24 protein-coding genes are annotated in these 25,710 nt (G+C 61.2%); 17 read left to right on the top strand and 7 right to left on the bottom strand.

Annotated elements, in window-relative coordinates:
- Positions 1–119 precede the first annotated feature (119 nt).
- Positions 120–713 (bottom strand): transglutaminase-like cysteine peptidase, encoded by a 594-nt coding sequence (locus tag ACFPWW_RS14930; RefSeq protein WP_377312308.1) that lies wholly within the window; start codon positions 711–713, stop codon positions 120–122.
- A gap of 442 nt (positions 714–1,155) precedes the next feature.
- On the opposite strand from ACFPWW_RS14930, the gene ACFPWW_RS14935 reads away from it, so the two are divergent.
- The 7 genes from ACFPWW_RS14935 (at position 1,156) to ACFPWW_RS14965 (ending at position 8,430) form a co-directional block, all read left to right on the top strand.
- On the top strand, positions 1,156–2,184 hold the full coding sequence (locus ACFPWW_RS14935) for a zinc transporter ZntB (protein WP_377312310.1): 1,029 nt from the start codon (positions 1,156–1,158) through the stop codon (positions 2,182–2,184).
- 217 nt (positions 2,185–2,401) lie between these two features.
- Positions 2,402–2,707, top strand: coding sequence for a hypothetical protein (locus ACFPWW_RS14940; protein WP_112569124.1), 306 nt, complete (start codon positions 2,402–2,404; stop codon positions 2,705–2,707).
- A 312-nt stretch (positions 2,708–3,019) separates the two neighbouring features.
- A complete protein-coding gene (locus tag ACFPWW_RS14945; protein ID WP_112569122.1) occupies positions 3,020–4,177 on the top strand; it encodes a Gfo/Idh/MocA family protein in 1,158 nt (385 codons plus the stop codon).
- A 13-nt stretch (positions 4,178–4,190) separates the two neighbouring features.
- A complete protein-coding gene (locus tag ACFPWW_RS14950) occupies positions 4,191–5,075 on the top strand; it encodes a carbohydrate ABC transporter permease (RefSeq protein ID WP_112569120.1) in 885 nt (294 codons plus the stop codon).
- A complete protein-coding gene (locus tag ACFPWW_RS14955; RefSeq protein WP_112569118.1) occupies positions 5,072–5,929 on the top strand; it encodes a carbohydrate ABC transporter permease in 858 nt (285 codons plus the stop codon). The genes ACFPWW_RS14950 and ACFPWW_RS14955 overlap by 4 nt, the downstream gene beginning before the upstream one ends.
- A gap of 76 nt (positions 5,930–6,005) precedes the next feature.
- Complete coding sequence (locus tag ACFPWW_RS14960; protein WP_112569116.1) at positions 6,006–7,211, top strand: extracellular solute-binding protein; 1,206 nt, start codon at positions 6,006–6,008, stop codon at positions 7,209–7,211.
- 85 nt (positions 7,212–7,296) lie between these two features.
- Positions 7,297–8,430, top strand: coding sequence for an ABC transporter ATP-binding protein (locus ACFPWW_RS14965; protein ID WP_377312312.1), 1,134 nt, complete (start codon positions 7,297–7,299; stop codon positions 8,428–8,430).
- A 22-nt stretch (positions 8,431–8,452) separates the two neighbouring features.
- On the opposite strand, the gene ACFPWW_RS14970 is transcribed toward ACFPWW_RS14965, so the two are convergent.
- Genes ACFPWW_RS14970 through ACFPWW_RS14980 form a run of 3 tightly spaced genes read right to left on the bottom strand, consistent with a single transcriptional unit; the run spans position 8,453 to position 11,546 of the window.
- The gene (locus ACFPWW_RS14970; protein ID WP_377312313.1) at positions 8,453–9,553 is read right to left on the bottom strand and encodes a D-TA family PLP-dependent enzyme; all 1,101 of its coding nucleotides are present in this window, start codon (positions 9,551–9,553) and stop codon (positions 8,453–8,455) included.
- 1 nt (position 9,554) lies between these two features.
- A complete protein-coding gene (locus ACFPWW_RS14975) occupies positions 9,555–11,030 on the bottom strand; it encodes a M81 family metallopeptidase (RefSeq protein ID WP_377312314.1) in 1,476 nt (491 codons plus the stop codon).
- A 30-nt stretch (positions 11,031–11,060) separates the two neighbouring features.
- Positions 11,061–11,546 (bottom strand): hypothetical protein, encoded by a 486-nt coding sequence (locus ACFPWW_RS14980; protein WP_112704405.1) that lies wholly within the window; start codon positions 11,544–11,546, stop codon positions 11,061–11,063.
- A gap of 110 nt (positions 11,547–11,656) precedes the next feature.
- Between ACFPWW_RS14980 and ACFPWW_RS14985 the strand changes: the two genes are divergently transcribed.
- The 5 genes from ACFPWW_RS14985 (at position 11,657) to ACFPWW_RS15005 (ending at position 17,092) form a co-directional block, all read left to right on the top strand.
- A complete protein-coding gene (locus tag ACFPWW_RS14985) occupies positions 11,657–12,043 on the top strand; it encodes a RidA family protein (protein ID WP_112569106.1) in 387 nt (128 codons plus the stop codon).
- A 25-nt stretch (positions 12,044–12,068) separates the two neighbouring features.
- A complete protein-coding gene (locus ACFPWW_RS14990; protein ID WP_377312315.1) occupies positions 12,069–12,935 on the top strand; it encodes a MurR/RpiR family transcriptional regulator in 867 nt (288 codons plus the stop codon).
- A 19-nt stretch (positions 12,936–12,954) separates the two neighbouring features.
- Positions 12,955–13,731, top strand: coding sequence for an SDR family oxidoreductase (locus tag ACFPWW_RS14995; protein WP_112754223.1), 777 nt, complete (start codon positions 12,955–12,957; stop codon positions 13,729–13,731).
- Between the two features lie 28 nt (positions 13,732–13,759).
- Positions 13,760–15,676 carry a beta-N-acetylhexosaminidase gene (locus ACFPWW_RS15000; RefSeq protein WP_377312316.1) on the top strand — a complete coding sequence of 639 codons (1,917 nt, stop codon included), beginning with the start codon at positions 13,760–13,762 and terminating at the stop codon, positions 15,674–15,676.
- A gap of 201 nt (positions 15,677–15,877) precedes the next feature.
- A complete protein-coding gene (locus tag ACFPWW_RS15005; protein ID WP_377312344.1) occupies positions 15,878–17,092 on the top strand; it encodes an MFS transporter in 1,215 nt (404 codons plus the stop codon).
- A gap of 61 nt (positions 17,093–17,153) precedes the next feature.
- On the opposite strand, the gene ACFPWW_RS15010 is transcribed toward ACFPWW_RS15005, so the two are convergent.
- Complete coding sequence (locus ACFPWW_RS15010) at positions 17,154–17,945, bottom strand: GntR family transcriptional regulator (RefSeq protein ID WP_377312318.1); 792 nt, start codon at positions 17,943–17,945, stop codon at positions 17,154–17,156.
- 165 nt (positions 17,946–18,110) lie between these two features.
- On the opposite strand from ACFPWW_RS15010, the gene ACFPWW_RS15015 reads away from it, so the two are divergent.
- The 5 genes from ACFPWW_RS15015 (at position 18,111) to ACFPWW_RS15035 (ending at position 22,859) form a co-directional block, all read left to right on the top strand.
- Positions 18,111–19,367: an ABC transporter substrate-binding protein gene (locus ACFPWW_RS15015; RefSeq protein WP_377312319.1), complete on the top strand. Its 1,257-nt coding sequence runs from the start codon at positions 18,111–18,113 to the stop codon at positions 19,365–19,367.
- A 109-nt stretch (positions 19,368–19,476) separates the two neighbouring features.
- Entirely contained in the window at positions 19,477–20,571 is a 1,095-nt protein-coding gene (locus tag ACFPWW_RS15020) for an ABC transporter ATP-binding protein (protein WP_377312320.1), read from the top strand.
- On the top strand, positions 20,568–21,458 hold the full coding sequence (locus ACFPWW_RS15025) for a carbohydrate ABC transporter permease (protein ID WP_377312321.1): 891 nt from the start codon (positions 20,568–20,570) through the stop codon (positions 21,456–21,458). The genes ACFPWW_RS15020 and ACFPWW_RS15025 overlap by 4 nt, the downstream gene beginning before the upstream one ends.
- A gap of 4 nt (positions 21,459–21,462) precedes the next feature.
- Positions 21,463–22,341, top strand: coding sequence for a carbohydrate ABC transporter permease (locus ACFPWW_RS15030; RefSeq protein WP_377312323.1), 879 nt, complete (start codon positions 21,463–21,465; stop codon positions 22,339–22,341).
- 14 nt (positions 22,342–22,355) lie between these two features.
- A complete protein-coding gene (locus ACFPWW_RS15035) occupies positions 22,356–22,859 on the top strand; it encodes a GNAT family N-acetyltransferase (RefSeq protein WP_112569089.1) in 504 nt (167 codons plus the stop codon).
- A gap of 68 nt (positions 22,860–22,927) precedes the next feature.
- On the opposite strand, the gene flgD is transcribed toward ACFPWW_RS15035, so the two are convergent.
- Together flgD and ACFPWW_RS15045 are read right to left on the bottom strand one after the other, a co-directional pair.
- Positions 22,928–23,362: a flagellar hook assembly protein FlgD gene (flgD, locus tag ACFPWW_RS15040; protein ID WP_377312325.1), complete on the bottom strand. Its 435-nt coding sequence runs from the start codon at positions 23,360–23,362 to the stop codon at positions 22,928–22,930.
- 439 nt (positions 23,363–23,801) lie between these two features.
- Positions 23,802–25,710 (bottom strand): response regulator (locus tag ACFPWW_RS15045; RefSeq protein WP_377312326.1); only part of this gene is annotated, 1,909 nt, incomplete at its 5' end.

The following is a 25,710-nucleotide window of genomic DNA, read 5'->3' on the forward strand; positions in this document are numbered from 1 at the left end:
CAGGACGTGTTCAAACACGGCAGGCAGCAACCGAAACGCCGGACGCATCACCGGGCGGCTGGCAGCAAGGACAGGATACCGGCTTCAAAAGATCCGCACGCCGCACATGTGTTTCGCATCTAAAGTTCGAACCATATGCGCGGATCGTCCCCCGACTGGATCATCAGCCAGCGAAGGTCCGTATCCCGCCAGCCCTTGATCGCATTGGTACGGTTGTCGAGCACCAGATCGCCCTGATCGGTCTTGACGACCAGAACCGCGTGGCCTTTGCCGGTGGCTGTCTTTGCCACGGCAATCCGCAGCGCCTTTACCGACCAGCCCATGGCGATGAGACGATCGCGCTTGGTCAGCGCGAAATCCTCGCAATCGCCCGCCTTGACGTTCACCTGCCAGACATCGCCCTCTTCAGGGCTTTCGTTGAGCGGACGGATCGAGCCGTTGACCGAGGCGTTGACGGCGCGAAGCTGCTTGTCGGCTGCGGGGTCCAACAGGATTTGCGAGGCACCGTCGCGTGCCATGCATTCGTTGAGATTGCGCGCGCAAAACATCACATGCGCGAACGGCGCGGCTGTCCGGCGTTTTTCCGAAAGATAGCTGAAGACAGGCGCCGTCTTCAGTCCGCGGGCCGGACCGCCAGGACCGTCCGCAAGCGCAGTCTGGGCCGCAAACAGAGATGCAAGCGTTGCCACGACAAGCAGTTCATGCCTACACATCTTCCCCCTCCGTGTGGTGGCTTATCCAAGGATGATGAGGTCCGCCCAGCGGCCATGAAGCCCGTTCAGGGCTGCGTCATTCGATCGGCTGGGCGCATGGTCGCGATCCCTTGTTCCGTGGTCTTTCCGGAGACGATCGTCCTTCATTCGCAACGGCGCTGGCGGCATGCGCATCGCGACAAGACACATCGACGCCAACGCCATGACAATTTAAACTAGCGCAGCGATCAGGTCTTTCAATTGACGCGATAGATTCTAATTTCGAACGGCTACGCCTGCGGCGCGGAGTAAGGGCGATGCCCGTCCCGGATCGGATGCCGTTGCCGACGTGGCGGCCTTGTTCAAAACGACTGAGCATTCGATCGTCTTGCCGCCCGACAGCGACTCGCTAAGCTATCGCATCGCGCTTCGGGGAGGCGGACCGCGGCGGGTGGAGGTTTTCATGCACGAACAGGTCACGAATGTTGCAAGTTACGGCGCCGAGCCGGGTTTGCGTTTCGCCGTGCTTCTTGACGGCAACGGCGGATGCCGTACGCTTGACATGGAAGCGGTGCGTCGGTGGACGCCGGCTGATGGCGTCGTCTGGCTGCATTTCGAGCGCGACCATCCGGCCGCGGCGGAATGGGTGACATCGAGAGGCGGCTTCGATCCGCTGGTCGCCGAAGCCTTGCTGGAGGAAGAAACGCGCCCGCGCGTCGAAGGCATTGACGACGGGTTGCTGATCATTCTTCGCGGCGTCTGCGCCACGCCGCCGGACGAAGTGAAAAACGGCTCCGCCGAGGTCGATCTTGTTCCCCTTCATATATGGGCCGACCAGCGCAGACTGGTGACATTGCGCGACAGCGGCCACTATATAACCGCCCTGCGCGACATCCGCCTTGCCTTGGACAAGAGCAAGGGCCCAAAACAGACGGGGGAATTGCTTGCTCTCGTCAGCGAAAAGCTGGTGCGCGACCTCGAACCCGTGCTCGATGCGATGGACGAGGAGGTGGACGAACTGGACGAGCTGGTTTTTCACGGTGATGCCGGCGAAGTGCGCGAGCGGCTGAAGCAGCTCCGCCGCCGTTCCGTACAGCTTCGCCGCTATCTCGCACCCCAGCGCGACGCCTTGAGCCGGATCGAGCATGACGACGCCCCGTGGCTGAAGGAGCGTGACAAGCTGCGCTTCCGCGAGGTCATCGACAAGCTGATGCGCTTCATCGAATATCTCGACGCCATCCGCGACCGGACCAGCATCCTTCACGACGACCTGTCCACCGTCATCAGCGAGCGGATCGCCCGCAATTCCAATCGCCTCGCCGCACTCGCCGCCCTGCTGCTGCCGCCGAGCGTCGTGGCCGGCCTGTTCGGCATGAATGTCGGCGGCATCCCTGGCGTCAACGACACCTGGGCTTTCGTCATTATCGTTGCCTTCGTCGCGGTCACGTCCGTTGCAACGCTGATGGTGCTCAAGCGGATCAACTGGCTTTGAACGGCTGCAACGCAAGGCGACCTCAGCCCGTCTTCTATCCAGGTTGAAAGGCCCGGCGCGGGAATGCCAACCTGTGAGCTGACATTGCCGCTCGCCAGCCCTCCGTCTCGCCGGAACAGCAAATCAGCGGCCGGGGTCGCACAGCACCAAGTTTGAATTGACCGTTTCCCGGACTGATATGAGACTTGCATTCCTCAGCAATGCAGGAGGAAGAACGATGGTTGAACCAGACCGTTGGCGACATATGACAACCGCCCCGAAGGACGGCAGCCGGATCCTCGTTACGATCCGCCCGTCCGAACAGGGGCCGGCGGAAGTTGACCTCGCCTATTGGTCGAATGGCGATCAGTTCGGCACGGCGGGCTGGCGCGCGTCCGATTCCTCGCCTGGCCGCCTCATCGAATATGCCGAACCGGAATTGAAGTGTTGGATGCCAATGCCGTCAGCCAATCTCAACAGCGGTTCCATGCCCTCGCCCTGGGAAGGCGACGACGCCCAGCAACTGGACGGATCGGGGATTTGAGACGCTGTCGCGCCAGCCATGCGGTCTTGCACGGCTGGTGGGCTGGACACGATCGCCACCGTGATCTCGGAAGGCACGAGCATTTGCGGGGCAGGTGCGGACAGCCGGGTGGCGGCGGCCGTCAAGCGCGGCGGCATGCGGACCTCTGCCGCCGCGACCCAGACTGTCCGGCTTGGAGGCTGCAGAGGCCCAGATCGGGTCCGATGAAAATCAATTTCATCAACGCGCTCTCAACACCGTTTTTGGTTGACGACCTCTGATTTTTGTCCCAACTTGAAGAAAATAAATTACGAAATCGGGAACGAATTTAGCATGAAAGTGGGAATCATAGGGCTGGGATTCCGGCTCGGCTATCTTGGCTATGTCTTCAAGGCAATCGACAGCAGTTTCGAGATCGTAGGCTACGTCGATCCGGACCCCGCCGGGCTTCCCGGACTGACGGAAAAGGGCATCTCCGTCGGCAAGGCCTATGGTTCGCCGCAAGAGCTTCTCGCCTCCGAAAAGCTCGATCTCTTGATGATCGGCTCGCCCAACCACATGCATCTCGATCATATTCGCCTCGGCCTTGAAGCCGGCCTGAAGGTTTTCTGCGAAAAGCCGATCGTCACCACGATCGCCGAGAGCATCGAACTTGCCCATCTGATGGCGAAGTTCGGCCATGAGCGGCTGATGGTCGGTCTCGTACTGCGCTACTCTCCCCTCTACAAGGACCTGCGCGCCATCCAGGCGGAAGGCAAGCTCGGCCATATCGTATCGATTGAAGCCTCCGAACATATCGAGCCCTATCACGGCGCCTTCTTCATGCGCGACTGGCGCCGCTACGAGCGCTATTCCGGCAGTTTCATGCTGGAGAAATGCTGCCACGACCTCGACCTTTACAATGGCGTGGTCGGCGCCCGCCCCGAACGCGTTGCGAGCTTCGGCGGCCGCAAGAGCTTCATTCCCGCCAACGACCCGGCGCGCGAAGGCATCAACGATCTGGAACTCTTCCACCGCAAGCCGAGCGGCTGGATGGGTTCGGACAAGGTGTTCGACAGCGACGCCGACATCATCGACTACCAGGTGGCAATCGTCGAATACGCCAACGGCGTCGGCATGAACTTCCACACCAATCTGAACGTTCCTGACCAGTTCCGCCGCTTTGCCATCATGGGCTCGCGCGGCATGGCAGAGGGCGACTTCGTCCGCGGTTATCTCGATGTTCACGAGCAGCTGACCGGCAACAAGATCGTCGCAAACGAATATGCCGCGACCGAGCTGTCGCAGCACTACGGTGCCGACGAGCAGATGGCGGCCGATATTCTGCAGAGTGTGCGCACCGGTTCGGAACTGCCGGTCTCCACGCTCAACGCATTGGAGGCGGGCATCCTGGCGCTCGCCATGGATGAGGCCCGCATGAAGAAGGCCGTGATCGACCTTCGTCCCGTCTGGGACCGGTTCGACGAGGCGCTGCACGCCAGAGCGGCCTGAGGAGAATGGCAAGATGAGTGCTCAGAAAAGTGCCGTCATCTTCGCCTGGATCCTTCTCCTCCCTGCTGTCCTCTATGTGCTCGCGATCGTTGCCTATCCGCTGGTCGATACGTTCATCCTGTCCTTTACGGACGCATCGCTGCGCAAGGTGACGAACTGGGTCGGTTGGGTCAATTACGAGAAGATCTTCAATCCCACCTTCGTGGAAGTCATTGTCCGAACCTTCATCTGGACCTTCTTTTCGGTCGCCCTGAAGATGATTATCGGCACGTTCGGCGCCGCCATGCTGAATGCGGCCGTGCCAGGCCGTTCGCTGTTTCGGCTGCTCACCATGCCGCCTTGGATCGTGCCGATGGCCATCGGCATCTTCATGTGGGGCTGGATGTATAACGGCCAGTTCGGGATGATTTCCGGGTTGCTGCAGCGCTTCGGCCTCGTCGACGGTCCGGTCGCCTTTCTCGCCTATGGCAGCACCGCCTTCTGGGCGACGATCGTCACGGACGTGTGGATCGGCGTGCCGCTGGTGACGATCTATTTCCTCGCCGCGATCCAGTCGATCCCGAAGGATCTCTACGAAGCCGCATGGACCGACGGCGCCGGTCGCTGGTACCGTTTCCGCCGCATCACGCTGCCGCTGATGGTTCCGGCCATCATCACCATGTCGATGCTGTCGCTGATCGCGACCTTCAATTCCTTCGACATTATCTGGATCCTGACGCAGGGCGGCCCGAGCGGCGAAACGACGACGATGATCATCGATACCTATCAGACGGCGATCGGCTCGAAGAAATATGGCGAAGGGGCAGCGCGCGCAGTGCTGATCTGCATCTTCCTGTCGCTCTTCTGCTTCGCCTATTTCCGTGTCACCCGCCGCCTCAATCCGGAGAAGCGCGCATGAGCAGCCGTCCCATGATCGATCGCTACAGCTGGTGGGAAATCATCCTCATCTACTGCGGCATAGCGCTCTTTCTCTTCTTCGTGCTGGCGCCCTTTGTCGAAGGCTTTCTGGTATCGCTGAAGCCGCTCAGCCAGCTCTTCTCCTCGCCCTACCGCTTCTGGCCGGAAAACGGCTCGTTCGAAGCCTACCGGACGATGTGGATCAGCGTGCCGGGCTTTGCTCGCTATATCTTCAACTCGTTCTTCATCTCGATCATCGTCACCGTCATCGTGCTCTGCCTCGTCATTCCGGCGGCCTATGCATTTGCGAAGTTCGAGTTCAAGGGCATGGGCATCCTGCTCGGCGCCTTCCTGACGGTGAACATGTTCTCCGGCGCCGTGCTGCTCATCCCGCTCTTCCGCCTGATGCGCAGCATGGGTGTCCTGAACACCTATCTTGCGATGATCGTGCCGGGCGTCGCCTTCCTGATCCCTTCGGCGATCTGGCTGCTGCGCACCTACATGATCCGCATTCCGCAGGAACTCAACGAAGCGGCCTATATGGATGGCGCCAGCCACTTCTACACGCTGCGCCGCGTCATTCTGCCCATTGCGATGCCGGGGATTATCGTCGTCGCGATCACCACGTTCATCGGCGCCTATGCCCAGCAGTTCATCTTCGCGCTGACCTTCAACTCGAAGACTGAATACATGCCCCTGCCGGTGGGACTCTTCGCTTACTTCGGCAAGCAGGAGGTCATCTGGAACGAACTGATGGCGGCCTCCTTCGTCGGCATCGCGCCGGCGATGATCGTCATCTTCTTCCTTCAGCGCTATCTCGTCGGCGGCCTGACCGCCGGTGCGGTGAAACAATAAGACCAACAATAAAGAGTGAACAGCTAACAACGAGAATGGGAGTTACGACGTGAGCATTACCATCAAGACAGGCCTTATGGCGCTCGCCCTGCTTGGTTCGACGGCCTTGACCGCCGTCACGGCCCAGGCAGCCGACAAGGAAATCAGCTGGATCTATTGCGGCGACACGATCGACCCGATCCACACCAAATACATCAAGGAATGGGAATCCAAGAACGCCGGCTGGAAGATCGCACCGGAAGTCGTCGGCTGGGCACAGTGCCAGGACAAGGCAACGACGCTGGCTGCCGCCGGCACGCCGGTCGCCATGGCCTATGTCGGCTCGCGCACGCTGAAGGAATTTGCTCAGAACGACCTTATCGTTCCCGTTCCGATGACCGATGACGAGAAGAAGGGCTATTACCCGCACATCGTCGATACCGTCACCTTCGACGGCAACCAGTGGGGCGTCCCGATCGCCTTCTCCACCAAGGCACTTTACTGGAACAAGGATCTCTTCAAGCAGGCCGGTCTCGACCCCGAGACGCCGCCGAAGACCTGGGCTGAAGAAATCCAGATGGCAAAGACCATCAAGGAAAAGACCGGCATTCCGGGCTTCGGTCTCTCTGCCAAGACCTTCGACAACACGATGCATCAGTTCATGCATTGGGTCTACACCAACAATGGCGCCGTAACCGATGCCGAAGGCAAGATCACGCTCGACAGCCCGCAGATCCTCGCAGCGCTGAAGGCATACAAGGATATATCGGCCTATGCCGAGGAAGGTCCGACCGCCTATGAGCAGAACGAAGTCCGCGCCATCTTCCTCGATGGCAAGGTCGCGATGATCCAGGCGGGCTCCGGTGCTGCCTATCGCCTGAAGGATACGAAGATCAACTGGGGCGTCACCACCCTTCCGCTCGGTCCGGACGCCAAGGGTCCGGGCACGCTGCTCATCACCGACAGCCTCGCGATCTTCAAGGGCTCGGGCGTCGAGGACAAGGCAATCGAATTCGCCAAGTACATCACCTCGCCCGACATCCAGGGTGAATACGAACTGCAGGGCGGCGCAGGCCTCACCCCGCTGCGTCCCTCCGCGAAGGTGGACGAATTCGTTGCCAAGGATCCCTTCTGGAAGCCGTTCATCGAGGGCATCAGCTACGGTGGCCCCGAGCCGCTCTTCACGGACTACAAGGGCTTCCAGAACTCGATGATCGAGATGGTCCAGTCCGTCGTCACCGGCAAGGCAGAGCCTGAAGCCGCCCTGAAAAAGGCTGCCGGCGAGATCGAAGCCTTCAAGTAATCCGCCGTCGAGGATCGCAGGTCGTTGATCTGCGATCCTCACCGACCAAACTTTGCATATTCAGGCCGGGACCGGAGACAGATTTTTGGGACAGCTTCAGCTCAACAAGGTTCAAAAATTCTATGGCGATTACGAAGTTCTCAAAGGCATCGACCTCGATGTCAGGAACGGCGAGTTCGTCGTCTTCGTCGGGCCTTCGGGATGCGGCAAGTCCACGCTCCTGCGCATGATCGCGGGCCTCGACGCGACGAGCAAGGGCGACATCATCATCAATGGTGTCAGGGTCAACGACCTGCCGCCCGTCAAACGCGGCATTGCCATGGTGTTCCAGTCCTACGCGCTTTATCCGCACATGACGGTTTTCGAGAATATCGCCTTCCCGTTGCGCGTCGAGAAGATGGAGGAAGAAAAGCTCCGGGCCAAGGTCGAGAATGCCGCGCGCATCCTGCATCTCGACACGCGGCTGCAGCAGAAGCCGGGCATGCTCTCGGGCGGGCAGCGCCAGCGCGTCGCGATCGGCCGCGCCATCGTTCGCGAGCCGAAGATCTTCCTGTTCGACGAACCGCTCTCCAATCTTGATGCCGCGCTTCGCGCCGACATGCGCATCGAACTTGCCAAGCTGCACCGGCAGCTGAAGGCGACGATGATCTACGTCACCCATGACCAGGTAGAGGCCATGACGATGGCCGACCGCATCGTCGTGCTGGACGCAGGCAATATTTCACAGACCGGCGCGCCGCTCGAACTCTACCACAAGCCCGCCAACCAATTCGTAGCCGGCTTCATCGGCAACCCGAAAATGAATTTCCTGCCTGTGACCTGCACATCCGCAAGCGAGGCAGGCGTGACCGTGGACTATCGCGGACAGCAGGCAAGCCTGCCGGTCGCTCCGCGCGATGGCATGATCGGCAAGGCGCTGACGCTGGGCATCCGGCCGGAGCATATCCAGCTGGGCTCCGGCGATATTTCGCTGACGGTCACGCCGAGCGTCATCGAGCGGCTTGGCGCCAACACGGTGGCCTATGCCGCACTCGGCAGCGAGACGGAAAATTTCTGCGCCATGCTTCCCGGCAGTGTCGGCATCCGCGCGGACGCGCCGGTCGCCGTCGGCATCAACGCTGCCGATTGCCATCTTTTCGATGAGGAAGGCGTCGCCTTCGAACGCCGTGTCGAGCTCACCGATATCGACATGAACCTTCTGGCTCCGGCAACGGTCTGAAGGGCCGTCCACCCGGAGACAGTTACCAGACGAGCCCGCGCGCGGCGACGTCCTCGACGCGCGTGACGATGCCGTTGCGATGGAAGACCATCGTATCGAAAAGGTTCGAAACCACGCATGTATGGTTCGGGATGATGAAGAGCTTTTCACCGATCTCGGGCCGTTGACCGGTGCAGGCCGAGAGGTCGATGACGCCATGCTCTTCGGAGAGACTGGTTATCTTGGCCTCGGGATAACCGACGACAAGGCCGAAATCGGCAAAACCCTGAAGATCGGAGGTCAGTGCCTTGGAGCCCGCGTCGATAACGGCGCGGTCGGCATTCGGCCGCGACACGACGGTCGCCAGGACATGCATTGCGCAATCGTCCTGCGTGCAATGCCCCATCCGGATCATCTGACGGTCATTATAGATATAGGTTCCGGCCCGGTGCTCCGTCGCCGATTTGACCAGATGCGCCTGAAAGAGACTGGGCGTGCCGCCATTGCTGACGATCGGGCAGGCGAGACCCGCTACCGACAATTGCTTCAATGTCGCCCGGATGAAAGCTTCCACAGCTTCGGCCGATTGCGGCTTCGGGTAGGTCAAGATACCGGCGAATGTCAGTCCGTCGGCCGCAGCGATGCGCTTGCCGAGCGATGCCGCCTGCTCGGGCGTCTGCACGCCGCAGCGCGCGCCGCCGGTGTCGCATTCGACGAGGACGGCAAGCGGTTTGCGGCCGGAGAAATGTGACGACAGGCCATCGACCGTCACCGCGCTGTCGGCAACGACCTTGAGACCGGAAATGCGATCGTTCAAGGCAGCGAGCCGCTCGAGCTTCGGGGCTCCGATGATGTTGAAGGTGATCAGGATGTCCTCGAAGCCGGCTTCGGCAAAGACCTCGGCCTCCGTCACTTTCTGGCAATTGATACCCTTGGCGCCGGCGGCGACCTGGGCGGCGGCCAGTGCCGGTATCTTGTGCGTCTTGATATGCGGGCGGAAATTCAGCCCATGCGCGTCCATGTAGGACTGAACCCTTGAAATGTTGGCGGCCAGCCTGTCTTCGTCGATGATCGGGCGGGGTGTGGAAAGATCCTCGATCCTGTCTCCAGCCCTGGCGACGACAGCAAACCGGTTGTCATGCATCTCAGGCAGCTCCGCGTTCGGTTCCATGAGGATCGGCCACGATCGGCCAGATGGTCTTCGGCGCCCGGCGATAGTTGGTCGTCGCCGGGTTGTTGGGATAGGGAGTTCCCGCCGAACAGTAGAGGATCTCGGCGGCGATCTTCGAGAAGGAGGCGAAGAAATGGTTGGTCGATTTGATCACCAGGATCTTCTGCCTGGCCGGATCGATGCCCATGACCGAAAACAGGCTCGGATCAAAGCTCTGCGCCCGGGTCGAGTTCAGAATGATGTCGATACCATCAAGGACGATATGCGCCGCATCGCCGAAAGGTGCGAGGCTTTCGCCGAACTGCATCTCGGCATTCTTCACCAGCTTGACGACCTTCACCATGCCATCGACGGGATTGCCGGTTCCGGGTGCCGATTTGGCACCGAAGCGCAGCGGAATTTCTGCCCCCTCTCCTGCGGCAAAACAGATCTGGACGGCAACCGGATCCCAGATCGTGCCAACCGCAGCACTTGCCACACCGCGGGCCAGAAGCTCCTCGAGAATGACGGTGGCGTCGCCAGCGGTTCCACCACCCGGATTATCCCAGACATCGGCAATGACGACCGGCCAGGCTTTGGCATCCATGGCTCGCGATACGGCTTCCTTCTCGTCGATCTGCGGCACCATGAAAGTGCCGCGCCTGGAAAACAGCTCCATGCCGAGTTCGCGCGCCAGCGCCGCGCCCTTTTCCGGCTTGTTGTCGGTGACGACAAGCAGCTTGGTCCCCATCTCGGGCACGTCGCCGACCATGAAGCCATGGACGACGGAGATCGACAGGATATCCGGATCTTCCTTTTCGATCCGCATGATCTTGTCGACGAAGGAGCGCATCGGATCGCGCGAAGTCGGGAAGACATCGATCATCCGGCAGTCGAACACGGAATTGACCGGCTTGACCCTGCGCTCAAGCGTATCGACGGCGATGCGCCAGAGATCCTCGGCGCGATCGACGAAATCCGTATGCGGGAATTCCTTGAAATAGACGGCGAAATTCAGCGCCTCGATACGCTTTCGGGTCAAATGGCTGTGCGGGTCGAGCTCGGCGCAGATCAGCACATCAGGCCCGACGATCTCGCGCATGCGCGTCAGGAGGTCGCCTTCCGTGTCTTCATATCCCGCTGCGACCATTGCCCCATGCAAGCCCATTACCACGGCATCGACCGGCATTGCGGCCCTGAGTTGGCCGAGGATTTCATCACGCAGCCCTTCATAGGCCTGGCGGTTGACGAGACCGGCCGGGTCCGCCCAGGCTGCGGTGCCTTCGATCAGCTCCCAGCCCTTTTCGGCGGCAACACGGCGGCCGACAGTGATCGGGGCGGTGCAGAGTGTGGGCGTTTCCGGATGCTGGCCGGGCGGCGCATAAAGAGAGGCTTCGAAAGCGCGGCGATCCACGCAGATCGGAGAAAACGTATTGGTTTCGGTCGCAAGTGCTGCCGTGAAAATGCGCAAGTGAGTTGGCCTTGTTGTGTCGGCCCCGCTTCAACCCATCGGGTTCGGCAGGTAGCCGGTAAATCCGCAGATCTTCCACCGTCCTTCGTGGAGCCTGCAATAATAGAGCGTCTGCCACTGCATGATATCGCGGCTGCCGTCGCTCTTCGTCAGGCCCCCGTCGAACTTCTTGCGGACAAGCGCCATGTCGCCCTCGATCTCGATGTCCTCGAGCGTCGTGGTGGTGAAGATCGCCGTGCGGGTATCCTCCGCGAAGCTCTGTGTCGCAAAATCCCTTGCCTGCCTCAGCCACTCATCGCGATAGGCCGCAAGCGTGGGAAATGCCAGGCGCCACTTGTCGGGGCTGACCTGCTTGCGGCCGTCGATGCCGATGAAACCTTCCTCGACGAAATCGCCTGCGACCATCGACCAGTCCGCCGCCAGGAACGCGTCGATGTCGCGGGGCACCAGCATCTCCCAGATGGCATGCCGTGCAGTATCGGAGGACGGGAATGGGTTCTTGAAAGGATCGCGCATCTTCGCCCCGATTTAAATTCTTTTCATAAATGGCGTTTTTCACTGGTCAAAATCTGCTTTCTATGGTCCCTTGTCAACTTATCAAGAAAATAATTTGCAGGAACCTCGACATGTCCATCAAGCGATATGGCACTGTTCAGACCGGCGCCGGCGGCAAGCCGCTGCCTTTCGCACGCGCGGTCGAGGCCGATGGCTGGCTCTATGTTTCCGGCCAGGTGGCGATGGAAAACGGCGAGATCATCGACGGCAACATCGTTGCGCAGACGCATAAGACGATCGCCAATGTGCTCGCCATTCTCGATGAAGCCGGCTACGGCGTGGAGGACGTCGTGCGCGTCGGCGTCTGGCTGGACGATCCGCGCGACTTCTGGACCTTCAACAAGATCTACCAGGACTATTTCGGCGCGCATCCGCCGGCCCGCGCCTGCGTCCAGTCGTCGATGATGGTGGATTGCAAGGTCGAGATCGATTGCGTTGCCTACAAGAAGAAGAATTGATTGACGGATCGATGGGAGGACCGGCTTGGATATCTTTTCCACATTGCAGGAAGACAAGAGCCGGCTTTCCGCCTCCGAGAGCCGCATCGCCGACATTATCGTCAATGATTTCGAATTCGCGGTGAACGCCTCGATCATCGAGCTTGCCGAGCGCGCGGAAGTCTCGCCGCCGACGGTCACACGCTTCTGCCGCCGCCTTGGCTGCGACAGCTTTTCCGATTTCAAGGTGCAGCTTGCCCGTACCGCCCATGTGGGCGTGCGCTACCTGAAGCCGGAATCAAAGAGCAGCGATCCGGCCGACGTCGCTCAGGACATTATCACCAAGGCGCAGAACGCCCTTTTCCTGCTGCACCGATCGCTGGACCTCGCCGCCATCGAAGCTGCGGTCGCCCAGATCGCCAGGGCGGAGATGATCTACGCCTTCGGATCGGGCGGCAACTCCTCGATGATCGCCGATGAGCTGCAGAACCGGCTCTTTCGGCTTGGCCTGCGCATCACCTCCAGTTCCGACCACAGCATGCAACTGATGATGACGGCGGCAGCGAAGGCCGACGACGTGATCATCGGCTCGTCCTTTTCCGGTCGCAATGCCGAGCTCGTGCGGGCCTTTGCGCTGGCGCGCGAAGCGAAGGTCAAGACAATCGCGCTCACACAGACCGGCAGCGCCGTCGCCAAGGCGGCCGAGATCGTCGTGCCGATCGATATTCCCGAAGGCACGAACATCTATCGCCCGACATCGACGCGTATCGCCTATATCGCCACCGTCGATATCCTGGCGAGCCTTGTCGCCTACGCCATCCAGCCGAAGGCGACAGTCACGCTAAGGCGCATCAAGCAGCAGCTCATCACCCACCGCGACGGCGACGACGACAAGCAGCTGCTCGGCGATTGATCAAAAGAGGGAGGCGGCAATGACGCAATCAGTGGCGATCGTCACCGGAGCAGCAGGCGATATCGGGGCGGCGATCGCCGGTCGTCTGGCCGACGATCATGACATCATCCTGCTCGCGGACATCAATCCCGACGCCGCAGCGGCCATTGCCGGCAAACTCGGCCCGTCCGGCCGCTTCGTTGCCATCGAATGCGACGTGACCAGCGAGACGAGCGTCGCGGCGCTCGCCGGACGCGCGGCCGCGCTCGGCAGTCTGCGCACGCTCGTCAACAATGCAGGTGCGGCCCGCGCCGTCAGCCTGCATGATACGACGCCTGAGATCTGGCGGGCCGACAACGCGCTCAACCTCGAAGCGGCCTTTCTCTGCTTTCGGGCCGTCGAAGACCAGCTGAAGGCGTCGCGGGGTTCGATGGTCAACATCGCCTCGGTCAACGGCATGAACGTGTTCGGCCATCCGGCCTATAGTGCCGCCAAGGCCGGACTTCTGCACTTCACCCGGCTGGTCGCCGTCGAATACGGAAAATTCGGCATCCGCGCCAATGCCGTCGCCCCGGGAACAGTGAAGACGCAAGCCTGGGAAGTTCGCGCGGCCGCCAATCCCAATGTCTTCGAGGATGCCCGTCGCTGGTATCCGCTGCAGCGCGTCGTCGATCCGAAGGACGTCGCCCATGCCGTTGCCTTCCTGGCGGGGCCGCAGGCTGCGGCCATCACCGGCATCTGCCTGCCGGTGGATTGCGGCCTGACGGCCGGCCAGGCCGAGCTTGCCCGAACTTTTTCCCAGTCCGAGCACTATTGAATCATAAGCACAACAAGAGGAACGAGACATGAAACCGGCCGACTATCGCCTGGAGAGCAGCTGGAACCCTGGTGGCGGGCCGAATGGAGCGTTCACCTTCACGCTTTTCAATCTCTCCGGTGAGGTGCTTTCCGGTTTCAAGCTTGTCTATACTTCGCTTACCCGGGTCGTCGATGCCGCCGCATGCGGCAACGCCACCTTTCTCAGACGCAACGCCAATTTTCATGAATTCGAACCGCCGGTCGGGTTCGTCCTTGCGGCCGGCGGCAGCTGGACCTTTACGGTCGCCGGCCTGCACCGCCCGGCAAGGCATTGCACCGACGGCGCCAAATCCGCCTATCTGACGCTGTCATCCGGAAAACATGTGCCGGTCGCCGTCTCCGATCTGCTGCTCGAAGGCCGCGCAAGCGAGCCTCCGCCCACCCTTCTGCCTGAGGGCAGGCTCGACCTGCCCTTTGCGCTGCAGCCCTGGCCGGCCGAAATCGATGCGAGGCCGGGTGACGGCTTCCCGGTCATCCTCTATCCGGAAGGCGCCAGCGCCGAGGAACTGTCGGCAATATCCACCTGTATTTCGCTGACGCGCCGCCTTTTCGAAAGCGACCATTCGGTTTTCAATCTGGCCGCCTCGCCGCAGGGCCGCGCCCTCACATTTACGAAGGACGCCTCGCTCGAAGCCGAGGCCTACCGGCTGACGTTTGCGGCCGATCGCGTGACGCTTTCCTATTCGGCTGCCGCTGGGCGCCAGTATGGCCTGACCTCGCTCGCGCAGATGCTGAACGGCGCACGGGCCAGCAAGGGCAAATTCCGCTTCCCGGTTTCCGGAACGATTTTCGACCGGCCCCGCTACAACTGGCGCGGCTGCCATCTCGACGTTTCCAGGCAGTTCTATCCGGTTGACGACGTCAAGCGGCTGATCGACATCCTTGCCTGGTTCAAGCTCAACATCTTCCATTGGCATCTGACCGATGACGAGGCCTGGCGCCTGGAGATCAAGGCCTATCCGCAGCTGACGACAACGGGTGCGTTGCGCGGCCCGGACGAACCGCTACTGCCGCAGCTCGGCAATGGCGCGGAGCCGGTCGGCGGCTTCTATTCGCAGCACGATGTCCGAGACATCGTTGCGCATGCGGCCTCCCTTCATGTCGAAGTCGTGCCGGAGATCGATATTCCCGGCCACAATGCGGCGACGCTTGCTGCCCTGCCCGACCTGACGGACGGCCAGGAAGCCCCGGAGAGCTACCATTCCGTCCAGGGTTATCCGAACAACGCGCTCAACCCGGCCGTGCCGCTGACCTACGAATTCCTGGAAAAGGTCTTCGACGAGATGGTCGAGCTATTTCCCTCACCGTACATTCATATCGGCGGCGACGAAGTGGCGAACGGTTCCTGGCTCGCCTCGCCGCTTGCGAGGAAACTGATGGCCGAACAAGGCATTTCCGGCACGTTCGGATTGCAGTCCTATTTCCTCAAACAGATCAAGACGATGCTCGACAAGCGCGGGCGCAGGCTTGCGGGCTGGAACGAGGTTGCCCATGGCGGCGGGGTAGGAGCGCAGGATACGCTTTTGATGGCCTGGGAAAATCCGCAGGTTGGCATCGAACTCGCCGAACAGGGTTATGACGTCGTCATGACGCCGGGCCAGGCCTATTATCTCGACATGGTCCAGGCTGAAGCCTTCCAGGAGCCGGGCGCAAGCTGGGCGGGCACCGTGCCGCCGGCTCATACCTATGCCTATGAAGCTGCAGGCGAATTCCCCGAGGAACTGAAGCACAAGCTGAAAGGTGTCCAGGCCTGCATCTGGTCGGAGCACTTCCTGTCGCGCGGCTATTTCAACCGGCTGGTCTTCCCGCGCCTGCCGGCTATTGCCGAAGCTGCCTGGACACCCAAGGCTTCGAAGGATTGGGACCGGTTCGCAGCGATCGTGACGCTGAGCCCAACGCTGTAACACGGCATCATCGATGCCAAAAACTGACGGCGCTGTCCCTGGCAAGGGTGGCGCGAACAACCCGGCCTTTCCGTTCGACAGGGAATTCGGCTAAACGACCGATGCGCGCCCTTCCCCGCTGGCGCGCCTGATATTGATCCGCAGCGATCCTTGCAAGGACGGGAATTCTTCTCGTCCGCACCGGTGCGCTCCAAACCATTGCTGACGATGACGATGAACCGCCTGATCCCTGATGTCTTCCGCAATCCTGCTATCCGGGTGAGCATGATTGCCATCTTCACCTTCGGGTTTGCCGGCGCGACGACGAGCCCCTATCGATCCGTGGTCGGAATCGTCGAACTCGGCCTGTCGAACGCGGTCTACTCCGCACTGATTTTCGCCGCCGCGGCCGTCAACGTGATCGTCAGCATCCTCTTCGGCAATCTTGCCGACCGGCTCGGCGAATACCGAACGATGATGCTCGTCGCCGCGACCTTCGGCATCGCCGGCTATGGCGCGGTCTACTTTTTTCCAACCCGGGAAATCTTTGTTCTCAGCGCCCTCCTGCTGCTGCCGGTCTATGGCTCGCTGAACTCGCTGCTCTTTGCCAATGTGCGCGCCGCAGCCCGCGAAATGGCGCCTGATGAGGTGGCGACCGTCAATTCCGGCACACGGGCAATGATTTCGCTGTCCTGGGTGCTCGTTCCCGGCCTGACCGGCGTTCTGCTCTCCTCCTCGCCCTCGATGCTGCCGGCCTATCTCTTCGCCTGCCTGTCCTGCCTGCTCTGCGTCGGGCTCGTCGGCTTCCTGCTGCCACGACAAGACGGCACGGACAGCGCCGCCACGCATCATCTCTCCTATCTCGCAGCCCTCGGCCAGGTGATCTCCCCAAGGATCTTCAGTCGGGTAATGGCGGTGGCACTGATCAGCAGCATGCTGCATATCAATGACGCGATATTTCCGCTCGTGGTCACCGGCGCAGCCCGCGGCACGGTCGCCGATATCGGCATTCTGGTGGGGATCGTCGCTCTCTTGGAAGTGGTCTTCATCATCGTCTGGTCACGCCTTCTGCGCTTCATCGGTCAGCTCGCCGCCCTTGCCCTCGGGGCATTGGTCTATGGCATCTACCTCTTGCTTCTGGCTTCTGCCGACCAGCCCTGGCATGTCTACGCGCTCACGCTCGTGAGCGGCATCGGCGCCGCGTCGCTGATCTCCATCCCGATCACCTATCTCCAGGATCTGATTGCCGAGCGCCCCGGTCTCGGCAGCGCCCTGATTTCGGTCAACATCTTTCTCAGCGCCGGCTTGAGCGCATTGCTGTTTGCCGCAGGTACCGCAATCACCAGCTATTCCGGCACGGCGGTAGTCGGCGCTTTCTCGGGGCTTGCCGGAATGGCCTGGCTATTGCTCCTCGACCGGAGCCGCGGCTTGCCCTGACGCTCCACACGTGAGCAACGCCTCCGGAACCGCAATCGCCGGATGAGCAGGACAGGGCGGCTCAATATTGCGTAAAATCGCCCGATGCCGACTGAAGCAGGGTCAGCGGATAACGCGCGGGATGATGGACCAGCGCCGTCAGGTTGATCGGCCGGTTGCGATCGTCGAAGGCGATCTGATCGACCGTGAGAACGGCAGCTGGCGTCGGCAGCTCGAGCATCTCAGCCTCCTTGTCCGTCGCAAGCCGCGCGCTCAGCGTTGTCTGTCCGCGTTTCGGGTGAATGCGATAGCGCTCGCGGAGTTCGGCATAGAGCGATCGGTTGGCAACGGTCCAGTCGAGATCGAGCAGATCGGCAGCGCGTGCCGCCGGTATCCAGTCGGTCTGGACGACGGCTGGAATGTTGTCGAGGAGACGCAGCCTAGACAGGAGAATCACCTCTGCGCCGGGCGCAAGGAAAAGCGGGCGGCTCACCTCGAGGGGGGCAGGCACGATACTGGCCTCAACCAGCCTCTGGCCGGGATTTCGCCCGCTTGCCACGGCGATGCTGGTGAAGCTCTTGAGAACCTGTAGCTCGAAGCCGCCGCCACGCTCGGCAACGTAAAGTCCCTTTCCGGGCTGGCTGTGGATGACGCCCTGCTGGATCAATTCACGCACGGCATGGCGCACGGTGATCCGGCTGACATTGTAGAGATCGACGAGTTCCCGCTCTGACGGGAGCTTGCCGCGCAACGGCAGCTTGCCGTCCCGGATAGACGCCAGCAGGGCCTCGTAGACCTGTTTGTGCAGGGGCCGAGGGTCGTTCCGGTCAATGCCGCCCTGTGGCGCGATGAACGATGCCGGAGCTTGCTGCATCTTTGAAATCCGATTCTGCGCGGGACACACTTGCCGTTTTGTATCTTCGACGCAAATGCCTGCAAAGTCCATGTTGACATGACTGGTCATAACCAGTCCTATTGGAATTAAGGGGACAGAGAGCTCCGTGCAATGCCGAAGCGTTATCAACGAAGGGAACGATCAATGTTGAAGAAAAGCCTTGCCGCATTGGCGATATCTGCAGCCCTCTGGGGCGGCAGCGCGCATGCCGAAACCATTTCCGTGTTCTGCTCGCCGACGGAATTCGAGCTCTGCACAAACGTTGCCAATGCCTGGAAGGAAAAGACGGGCAACGAGGCCAAGATCAACAAGATGCCCGCGCTTCTGGACGACGCGATCCCGATCTATCAGCAGCTGCTCGCCGCCAAATCCAAGGATATCGATGTCCTCTTCCTCGATGTGATCTGGCTCGGCATGTTCAAGAGCAACCTGCTCGACCTGAAGACGATGATTCCGCAGGCCGACCAGGACAAACATTTCGCCTCGACACTCAATGCGGCCAAGCTCGACGGCAATCTCATCGCCATGCCCGCCTATATGGATGTCGGGCTGATGTTCTACCGCAAGGACCTGCTCGAAAAATACGGCAAGCCGGCACCCAAGACCTGGGACGAGCTGGCTGCTACCGCCAAGGAAATTCAGGACAAGGAACGGGCTGCCGGCTCGCCCGACATGTGGGGTTACGCCTGGCAGGCCAAGAGCTATGAAGGCCTGACCTGCGACGCGATCGAGCTTGTTGCTTCCAACGGCGGCGGCACCATCATTTCCGACAACGGAAAGGTGACAATCGACAATCCGCAGGCGGCCGAGGCGCTCGAAAAGGCGAAGGGCTGGATCGGCTCGATCAGCCCCGAGGGCGTCCTCAATTATGATGAGGAGCAGTCGCGCGCCGTCTTCGAATCCGGCAACGCGGTCTTCCACCGCAACTGGCCCTATGTCTGGGGCACCTCGCATGAAAAGGGAAGCAACATCGTCGACAAGGTCGGGGTGATGCCCCTGCCGGTCGGCAAGGAAGGCGAAAAGTCGAGCGGTTGCCTTGGCCCGATGTATTACGGCGTCAATAAATACAGCGCCAAGCCCGAAGTGGCGGCCGACTTCGTGAACTTCATCACCGGCCCCGACATGCAGAAGATGCGCGCGCTGAAGGCCGCTCTCAACCCGTCGATCCAGGCGCTCTACAGCGATCCGGAAGTTCTTGAGAAGATACCCTTTCTCAAGGATAACCAGCAGGCCTTTGCCGACAGTGCCGTGCGCCCGTCCGGCTACACCGGCACCAGCTACAACCGCGTTTCGCAGGCTTTCTACCGCTCGGTTCACGACATGCTTTCCGGCGGCGCCGAGGTCAAGTCCAGCCTGACGTCGCTGGCCGGTCGGCTTGAGAAACTGAAGGAAAGCCGCTGACGCTCTGCGGATGTCCGGCGGCGGCAACGCTCCGCTGCCGGAACGCGTCGCTGCCTCGCCACCGAACACGGTGGCGAGCCCTCTGCCGTCTCATACACTCAGGTGAACAATGGCATCGGTTTCGCTCGAATCCGTCTCGAAGAATTTTGGTACGCATACGGTTATCCAGAATGTCGACCTGCAGATCATCGACGGCGAGTTTGTCGTCTTCGTCGGTCCCTCCGGTTGCGGCAAGTCAACGCTTTTGCGCATCGTCGCCGGTCTGATCTCCGCCTCGAAAGGCGTCGTGAGGATCGGCGGCGACGACGTGACCGACGTGCCCGCCTCCCAGAGAGGCGTCGCCTTCGTTTTCCAGTCCTACGCGCTCTATCCGCATATGAACGTCGCGCGCAATATCGGCTTCGCGCTTGAGACCCTCGGCATGAACAGGGCCGCTATCAGCGAGAAAGTGCGCTCGGTCGCACGGATGCTGAAGGTCGATCATCTGCTCGAACGCCGGCCCCGCGAACTCTCCGGCGGACAGCGCCAGCGCGTGGCGATCGGCCGCGCCCTGGTGCGCCAACCCGAAATCTTCCTCTTCGACGAGCCGCTCTCCAATCTCGACTCGGATCTGCGAATGGAGATGCGCATGGAGATCGCCAGGCTCCACGACGACCTGAAAACGACGATGATCTACGTGACCCATGACCAATCGGAAGCGATGACGCTTGCCGACCGGATCGTCGTTCTCAATCATGGACGCATTGAGCAGGTCGGCACGCCGAAGGAACTCTACCACAGCCCCGACAACCGGTTCGTCGCAGGCTTCATCGGCAGCCCCCGCATGAACTTCCTGCCGGTGCAGACAACATCAGCCGGCGTGAGCGGACCCGGCGGCCTCGTCATCAAAGCCGGCGCCGAGGGCCAGGTCATCGCCGAAATCGGCATACGGTCGGAAGCGATCCAGCTGGTGACGGCAGGCGACGGCCGGATGACCTGCGTGCTCGAACGTGTCGAGGATCTTGGCCATGAGCATTTCGCCTATTGCCGCATCAACGGCGACGTCATCTGGGTCGTCCGCGTCAATGTCGAGCCGCCGAGGGAACTGATCGGCAAGGAGGTCGGCCTCAATTTTCGGGATGCCGCGATCTTTGCCTTCGCCGAGGACGGAAGACGGCTCATGCTCGACCGGCATGCCGGCGTGATCGAGGGAGCGCGGCAATGAGTGCCCGGCTCGCCCGCCGCGACCATCGTGCGGCCTGGCTGTTTCTGCTGCCGGTCATCGTCGTCATGCTGGTCGTCGCCCTCTGGCCGCTCAGCCGCACCTTCTTCTTCGCCTTCACCGACGCCTATCTTGACGATCCCTCCGTCTATTCAATGACCGGGCTCGACAACTTCCTGGAGGTCATCAACGACCGCAGCTGGTGGATTGCCGTCAAGAACACGCTGATCTTCACCGTCATCTCGGTCGCGATCGAGACGGTTCTCGGCCTGGCGATCGCCCTCCTCGTCAATGAAGCCATTCCTGGCCGCGGGCTGGCGCGCGCCGCCATCCTCGTGCCCTGGGCGATCCCGGTCGTCGTCTCGACGAAGATCTGGGAATGGATGCTGAACGACCAGTTCGGCGTCATCAACAAGCTTCTCATCGGGCTCGGCCTTATCGATCACGGCGTTCCCTGGACGGCGAGCGGATCGCTGCTGATGAGCGTCGTGATCTTCGTCGACGTGTGGATGACGACCCCGTTCATGGTTCTGCTCATCCTGGCGGGCCTGCAACTGATCTCCTCGGAAATATTCGAGGCGGCGGAGGTCGACGGCATTCCGGCATGGAAACGCTTCTGGTCGATCACCCTGCCGATGCTGCGCCCGGCGATCGGGGTCGCGGTCCTTTTCCGCGCCCTCGATGCGCTCAGGATGTTCGACCTTGCCTATGTGATGGCGGCGAGCAACGAAAGCGTCATGACCGTCTCCATCTACGCCCGCGACCGGCTGATCAGCTTCCAGGAACTCGGCGTCGGCTCGGCGGCATCGACCTGGGTCTTCCTGCTCGTCGCGCTTGTCGCCATTATCATCATCGGGGTCCTTCGCCTCGACAGAGCCGCGGGGACCTGACGACATGGCCGATGCAATCATCCCGAAGACCATCCGCAAACCTGCCTCCTACTTCCGGATGCGCCGGCGCGCCGTGCGAAGCCTGCAGGTCCTGGCGCTTCTGCTCGTCCTGTTCTACACGCTCTTTCCTTATTACTGGGCCTTCGTTTCCTCGACGAAACAGGGTTCGGCGCTCTATCAATCCGCGCTGATGCCGGCGTTCGACTTCACCTATTATCGCCAGCTGATCGACAACCCGGTTTTCATGGGCTCGCTTGTGAACTCGGCCTATGTCGCGGTTTCAACGACGTTCCTGTCGCTCGTCATCGGGCTCAGCGCCGCTTATGCGCTGGGCCGTATCGACTTTCCGCAACGGCGCACCATCCTGATGATCGTGCTGATGATCTCGATCTTCCCGCAGGTCGTCGTCCTTTCCGGCATGTTCGAGCTGGTCAACTGGATGGGTCTTTTCAATCGGCCAAGCGCGCTCGTCATCACCTATCTTCTATCGACCGTGCCGTTCACGACCTGGATCCTGACTACCTTCATCCGCGAGTTTCCGAGGGAGCTGGAAGAGGCTGCGATCATCGACGGCTGCTCGCATTTCCGAATTCTGACGAAGGTCCTGCTGCCGCTCATGGGACCTTCGCTTGCCAGTACGGGCATTCTCGCCTTCATTCTGGCGTGGAACGAGTTTCTCTTCGCGCTGACTTTTACATTGACGGACGAAAACCGGACCGTGCCGGTTGCGATCGGCCTGATCGCGGGCAACAGCCGGTACGAATATCCGTTCGGTCAGATCATGGCTGCCTCCGTTACCGTGACGCTGCCGCTGATCATCATCGTATTGATCTTCCAGAGACGTATCGTCGCCGGCCTGACGGCAGGCGCCATAAAAGGCTGACAAAGGAAAACACCATGGACATGCTGGTAAAACTCTACGAGCTGAAGGCCGATCCCGCGCTCGAGGCACGCATCGCCGAACAGGACATCACGATCCGACGCGTCCTTGCGCCGGAGCTGAACGCGCTGACGGCCTGGATCGAGCCGCGCTTCGGATCCGGCTGGGCCGCAGAAGCGACGGTTGCCACGATGCGCCAGCCCCCCTCCTGCTTCATCGCAATCCAGAAGGGAGAGCTCATCGGCTTTGCCTGCCACGACGCAACCGCCAAGGGCTTCTTCGGGCCGACCGGCGTCGATGCGGCCGCCCGCGGCAAAGGCGTTGGTCACGCCCTGCTCTTGACCACGCTTCTCGATATGTACGCGCAGGGATATGCCTACGGGGTCATCGGGGGCGCCGGTCCGATGGAGTTCTACCGTCGAAGCGTCGGGGCAATTCCGATCGAAGGCTCGGAACCGGGCATCTATCGCGGCATGCTGCCGCTTGCCCAGCCAAGCGGCATTTCACAATCAAACCATTAGCCTTGTTGAGACGGAAGGGCTGCGCAACATCGCTTCCACCCTCAGAGATCAGTCGGCGGCGGCCCGGATCAGCCGCCGGCCGCCGGCCCGCTGCCGCCTGGCTGTGAGAAGCTGACACCCGGCTGGACGAGAATCTTCCCGCCCTCCGTCGTCGTGGCGATAATTCCGTCGCTATAGATTTTAACGGAAGCAATCGTACCCTTGACCGTGCCGTCCGCACTTTCGATGTATCGGCCGATATAGCTGCCGGCCTGAGAAATGCTCGAGCCCGCCAGCAGGGCATCCAGCTTCTGATTGGTCTGGATGGTCTGTTCGACCTGCGAGAAACTGGCAAGCTGCGCCAACTGTTCACTGGCATCCACCGGATCGGTCGGATCCTGGTTCTTCAGTTGCGCGATGAGGAGTTGCAGGAAGTCGTCATAGTTCACCATCGCCTTCTGCTGCGGGGCCGCCGGGCTACCTGCCGCCGATGAGCCAAGGCCGGTGAGAGGATTTGTCGTCATAGTCGATCTCGATTGTCTGGGTGGGAAGGGAAACAGGTTTGCAAGCTTGCAATCCTTACTTACTAGTTGGTAGGCAACAGATGTGTCCTTGGCATGAGAAGGCGCTGTTTGTCGGCCGATACCAACGCCCTCCGGAATTGGGATACAGCGAAAAAACTACAGTTCACGGCAAGCCTACCTTCCAGTAGGTTTTCCGTCAATAGAATGGTGGGCTGCGCCGACTGCGCAGCGACCAAATGCCGGACGGACAGCGGGTCGCTCAAGGGTTCTGTGTGGAGCGCTTCAACTCACCTGGCGCCTGCTCCGGCGGTCACCAGCTTCTTGTCATCCCGGCCACGAGCAAAAGGCGAAGCTTGGCGGCGGTTTCCTTAAGACGTGACGGCCAGTGGACGAAAGCGGATCGCTCTGGATATGGCTTTGGGCCGGATGCTGCCGCGCATCAGCCTTTGCCTGGAATTTCCAGACGCACGACATTTGCCGATTGGACAATTGAGCTTTTCGCCTTCTCAAGGCAAGCGGCCAGATCCTCGATCTTGAAGGGCTTCGGGACGACCGGACGACCGACCTCCGTACCGGCTTCCAGCCTGTCGCTGTAACCGGTCATCAGCACGACGGGCAGAGACGCATTTCTGCGGCGAATTTCCTCGGCAAGCTCGATGCCGGACATGCCCGGCATCATGATGTCGCTGACGACCGCCTCGATCTCGGGATGACGCTCCAGGATATCGATCGCCTCGGATCCCCCTGCGGCCATGAAGATCGTCGGCACGACGCCGTCGAGCGCCAGCCGCACCGATTCCAGCGATGCCGGCGTGTCGTCGACGATCATGATCACGCGGGGAAGGTTTGCCGAAGGGGTTGGATCCGCACGCACCGCCCGCGGCTCGTTCGATCGCGGCAGAAGCAGGGTGAAGGCGCTGCCATGGCCGGCCAGACTTGCGACCTTGACTACGCCGCCGCTGCCGGTGGCGAAACTGTGGACCTGCGTCAGACCAAGGCCTGCACCGCCATTCTTCTTGGTGGAAAAGAACGGCTCGAACACCCGCGCGAGATTTTCCGGAGCGACACCGCTCCCGGTGTCGGAAATCGTCAACGCAACGAACGGCCCCTTCAGCGCCGAATCCTCGGTTGCGGCATCGAGCACGTTGCGGGCGGAAATGGTCACTTTTCCGCCTCCCGTCATGGCTTCGCGCGCATTCGTCAGAATGTTGATCAAGGCAATTTCAAGCCCTGCGGGATCGACGTGAACCGGCCAGATATCTTCCGGCACCCTGATCTCCGTCAGGATCGTATCGTTGACGGCCTGTCGCAGCAGCGGCGACAATTCGGCCAGCTTGACGTCCAGCTCGACCTGGGAAGCGCCCTGATTGGAGCGTCTGGAAAAGGACAGCAGCCGCTGCGTGATCGCCTTTCCCCGCGCCACGCCATCGCTCATATGCGCCAGAAGCTGCGTCACCCGCTGCTCGTCGTTCCGTCGCCTCCTGATGCCCTCTACCCCGGACTGGAAGACCATCAGGAGATTGTTGAAATCGTGCGCCGCCTGCCCCGTCAGCTTTCCAAGCGCATCCATGCGCTGCCAGTTGGCCATGCTCTCCCATTCCCGGGTTCGCGCACGCACCTCCCTGTAAAAGAGAAACACGGCCGAGCCGGACAGCAGGAGCGTGAAACAGCTCGCTGCCACAAGCAGCATCGTCGCCTTGCGCGCCAGCTGTTCATAGTCGGAGACCGGCAGGCCAACCCTCACCCGCCAGGGCGTATCGGCAAGCGCGACTTCGGCCACGCGAAGCTCCATTCCGTCCTTGAGGGTGGCCGCCCCGAAATCCTGGCCGGAAAAACTTGCGAATTCGCTGGCCGGATTGCCGGCGAGCGCCGGAGCGCCGGTCGATGCCACCAGACGGTCGCGCCCATCGACGACCCAGGCCGACCAGGATCCCGGAAGTCCATTGGCATAAAGCAGCTTGGTCACGATCGTCGGACGGATCACCGCGGACAGGACGGCTCTCAAGCGATCGCTCCTCTGGATCGGAGCACGCAACGCAAAGGCAGCCTGGCCTTTCGGTCCGATGGCGATATTGCCGACGACGGCGGTACCTGTGCGCACCAGATCGTCATGGCTTTCAATGTCTACAACGCGCGTGCCGGCCGACGGATCGAGCGGCGGAAACGACAGGACGACTTCGCCCTTCTCGTTCGAAATCCGGATCTGCTCCCATTCAGGCACCCGGTCGCGCAGACGCCGCGCAGTTTCGGCAAAGGAGGCGCGCGGAATCGGCGGGTCGAGGCGGGGCGAATCGGCGACCACCGAGAGCAGCTGGATCTGGCTATTGAGTTCGCGCTGAAGAGTGGCC

Source organism: Rhizobium sp. GCM10022189 (assembly GCF_042656325.1).
GTDB lineage: Bacteria > Pseudomonadota > Alphaproteobacteria > Rhizobiales > Rhizobiaceae > Rhizobium.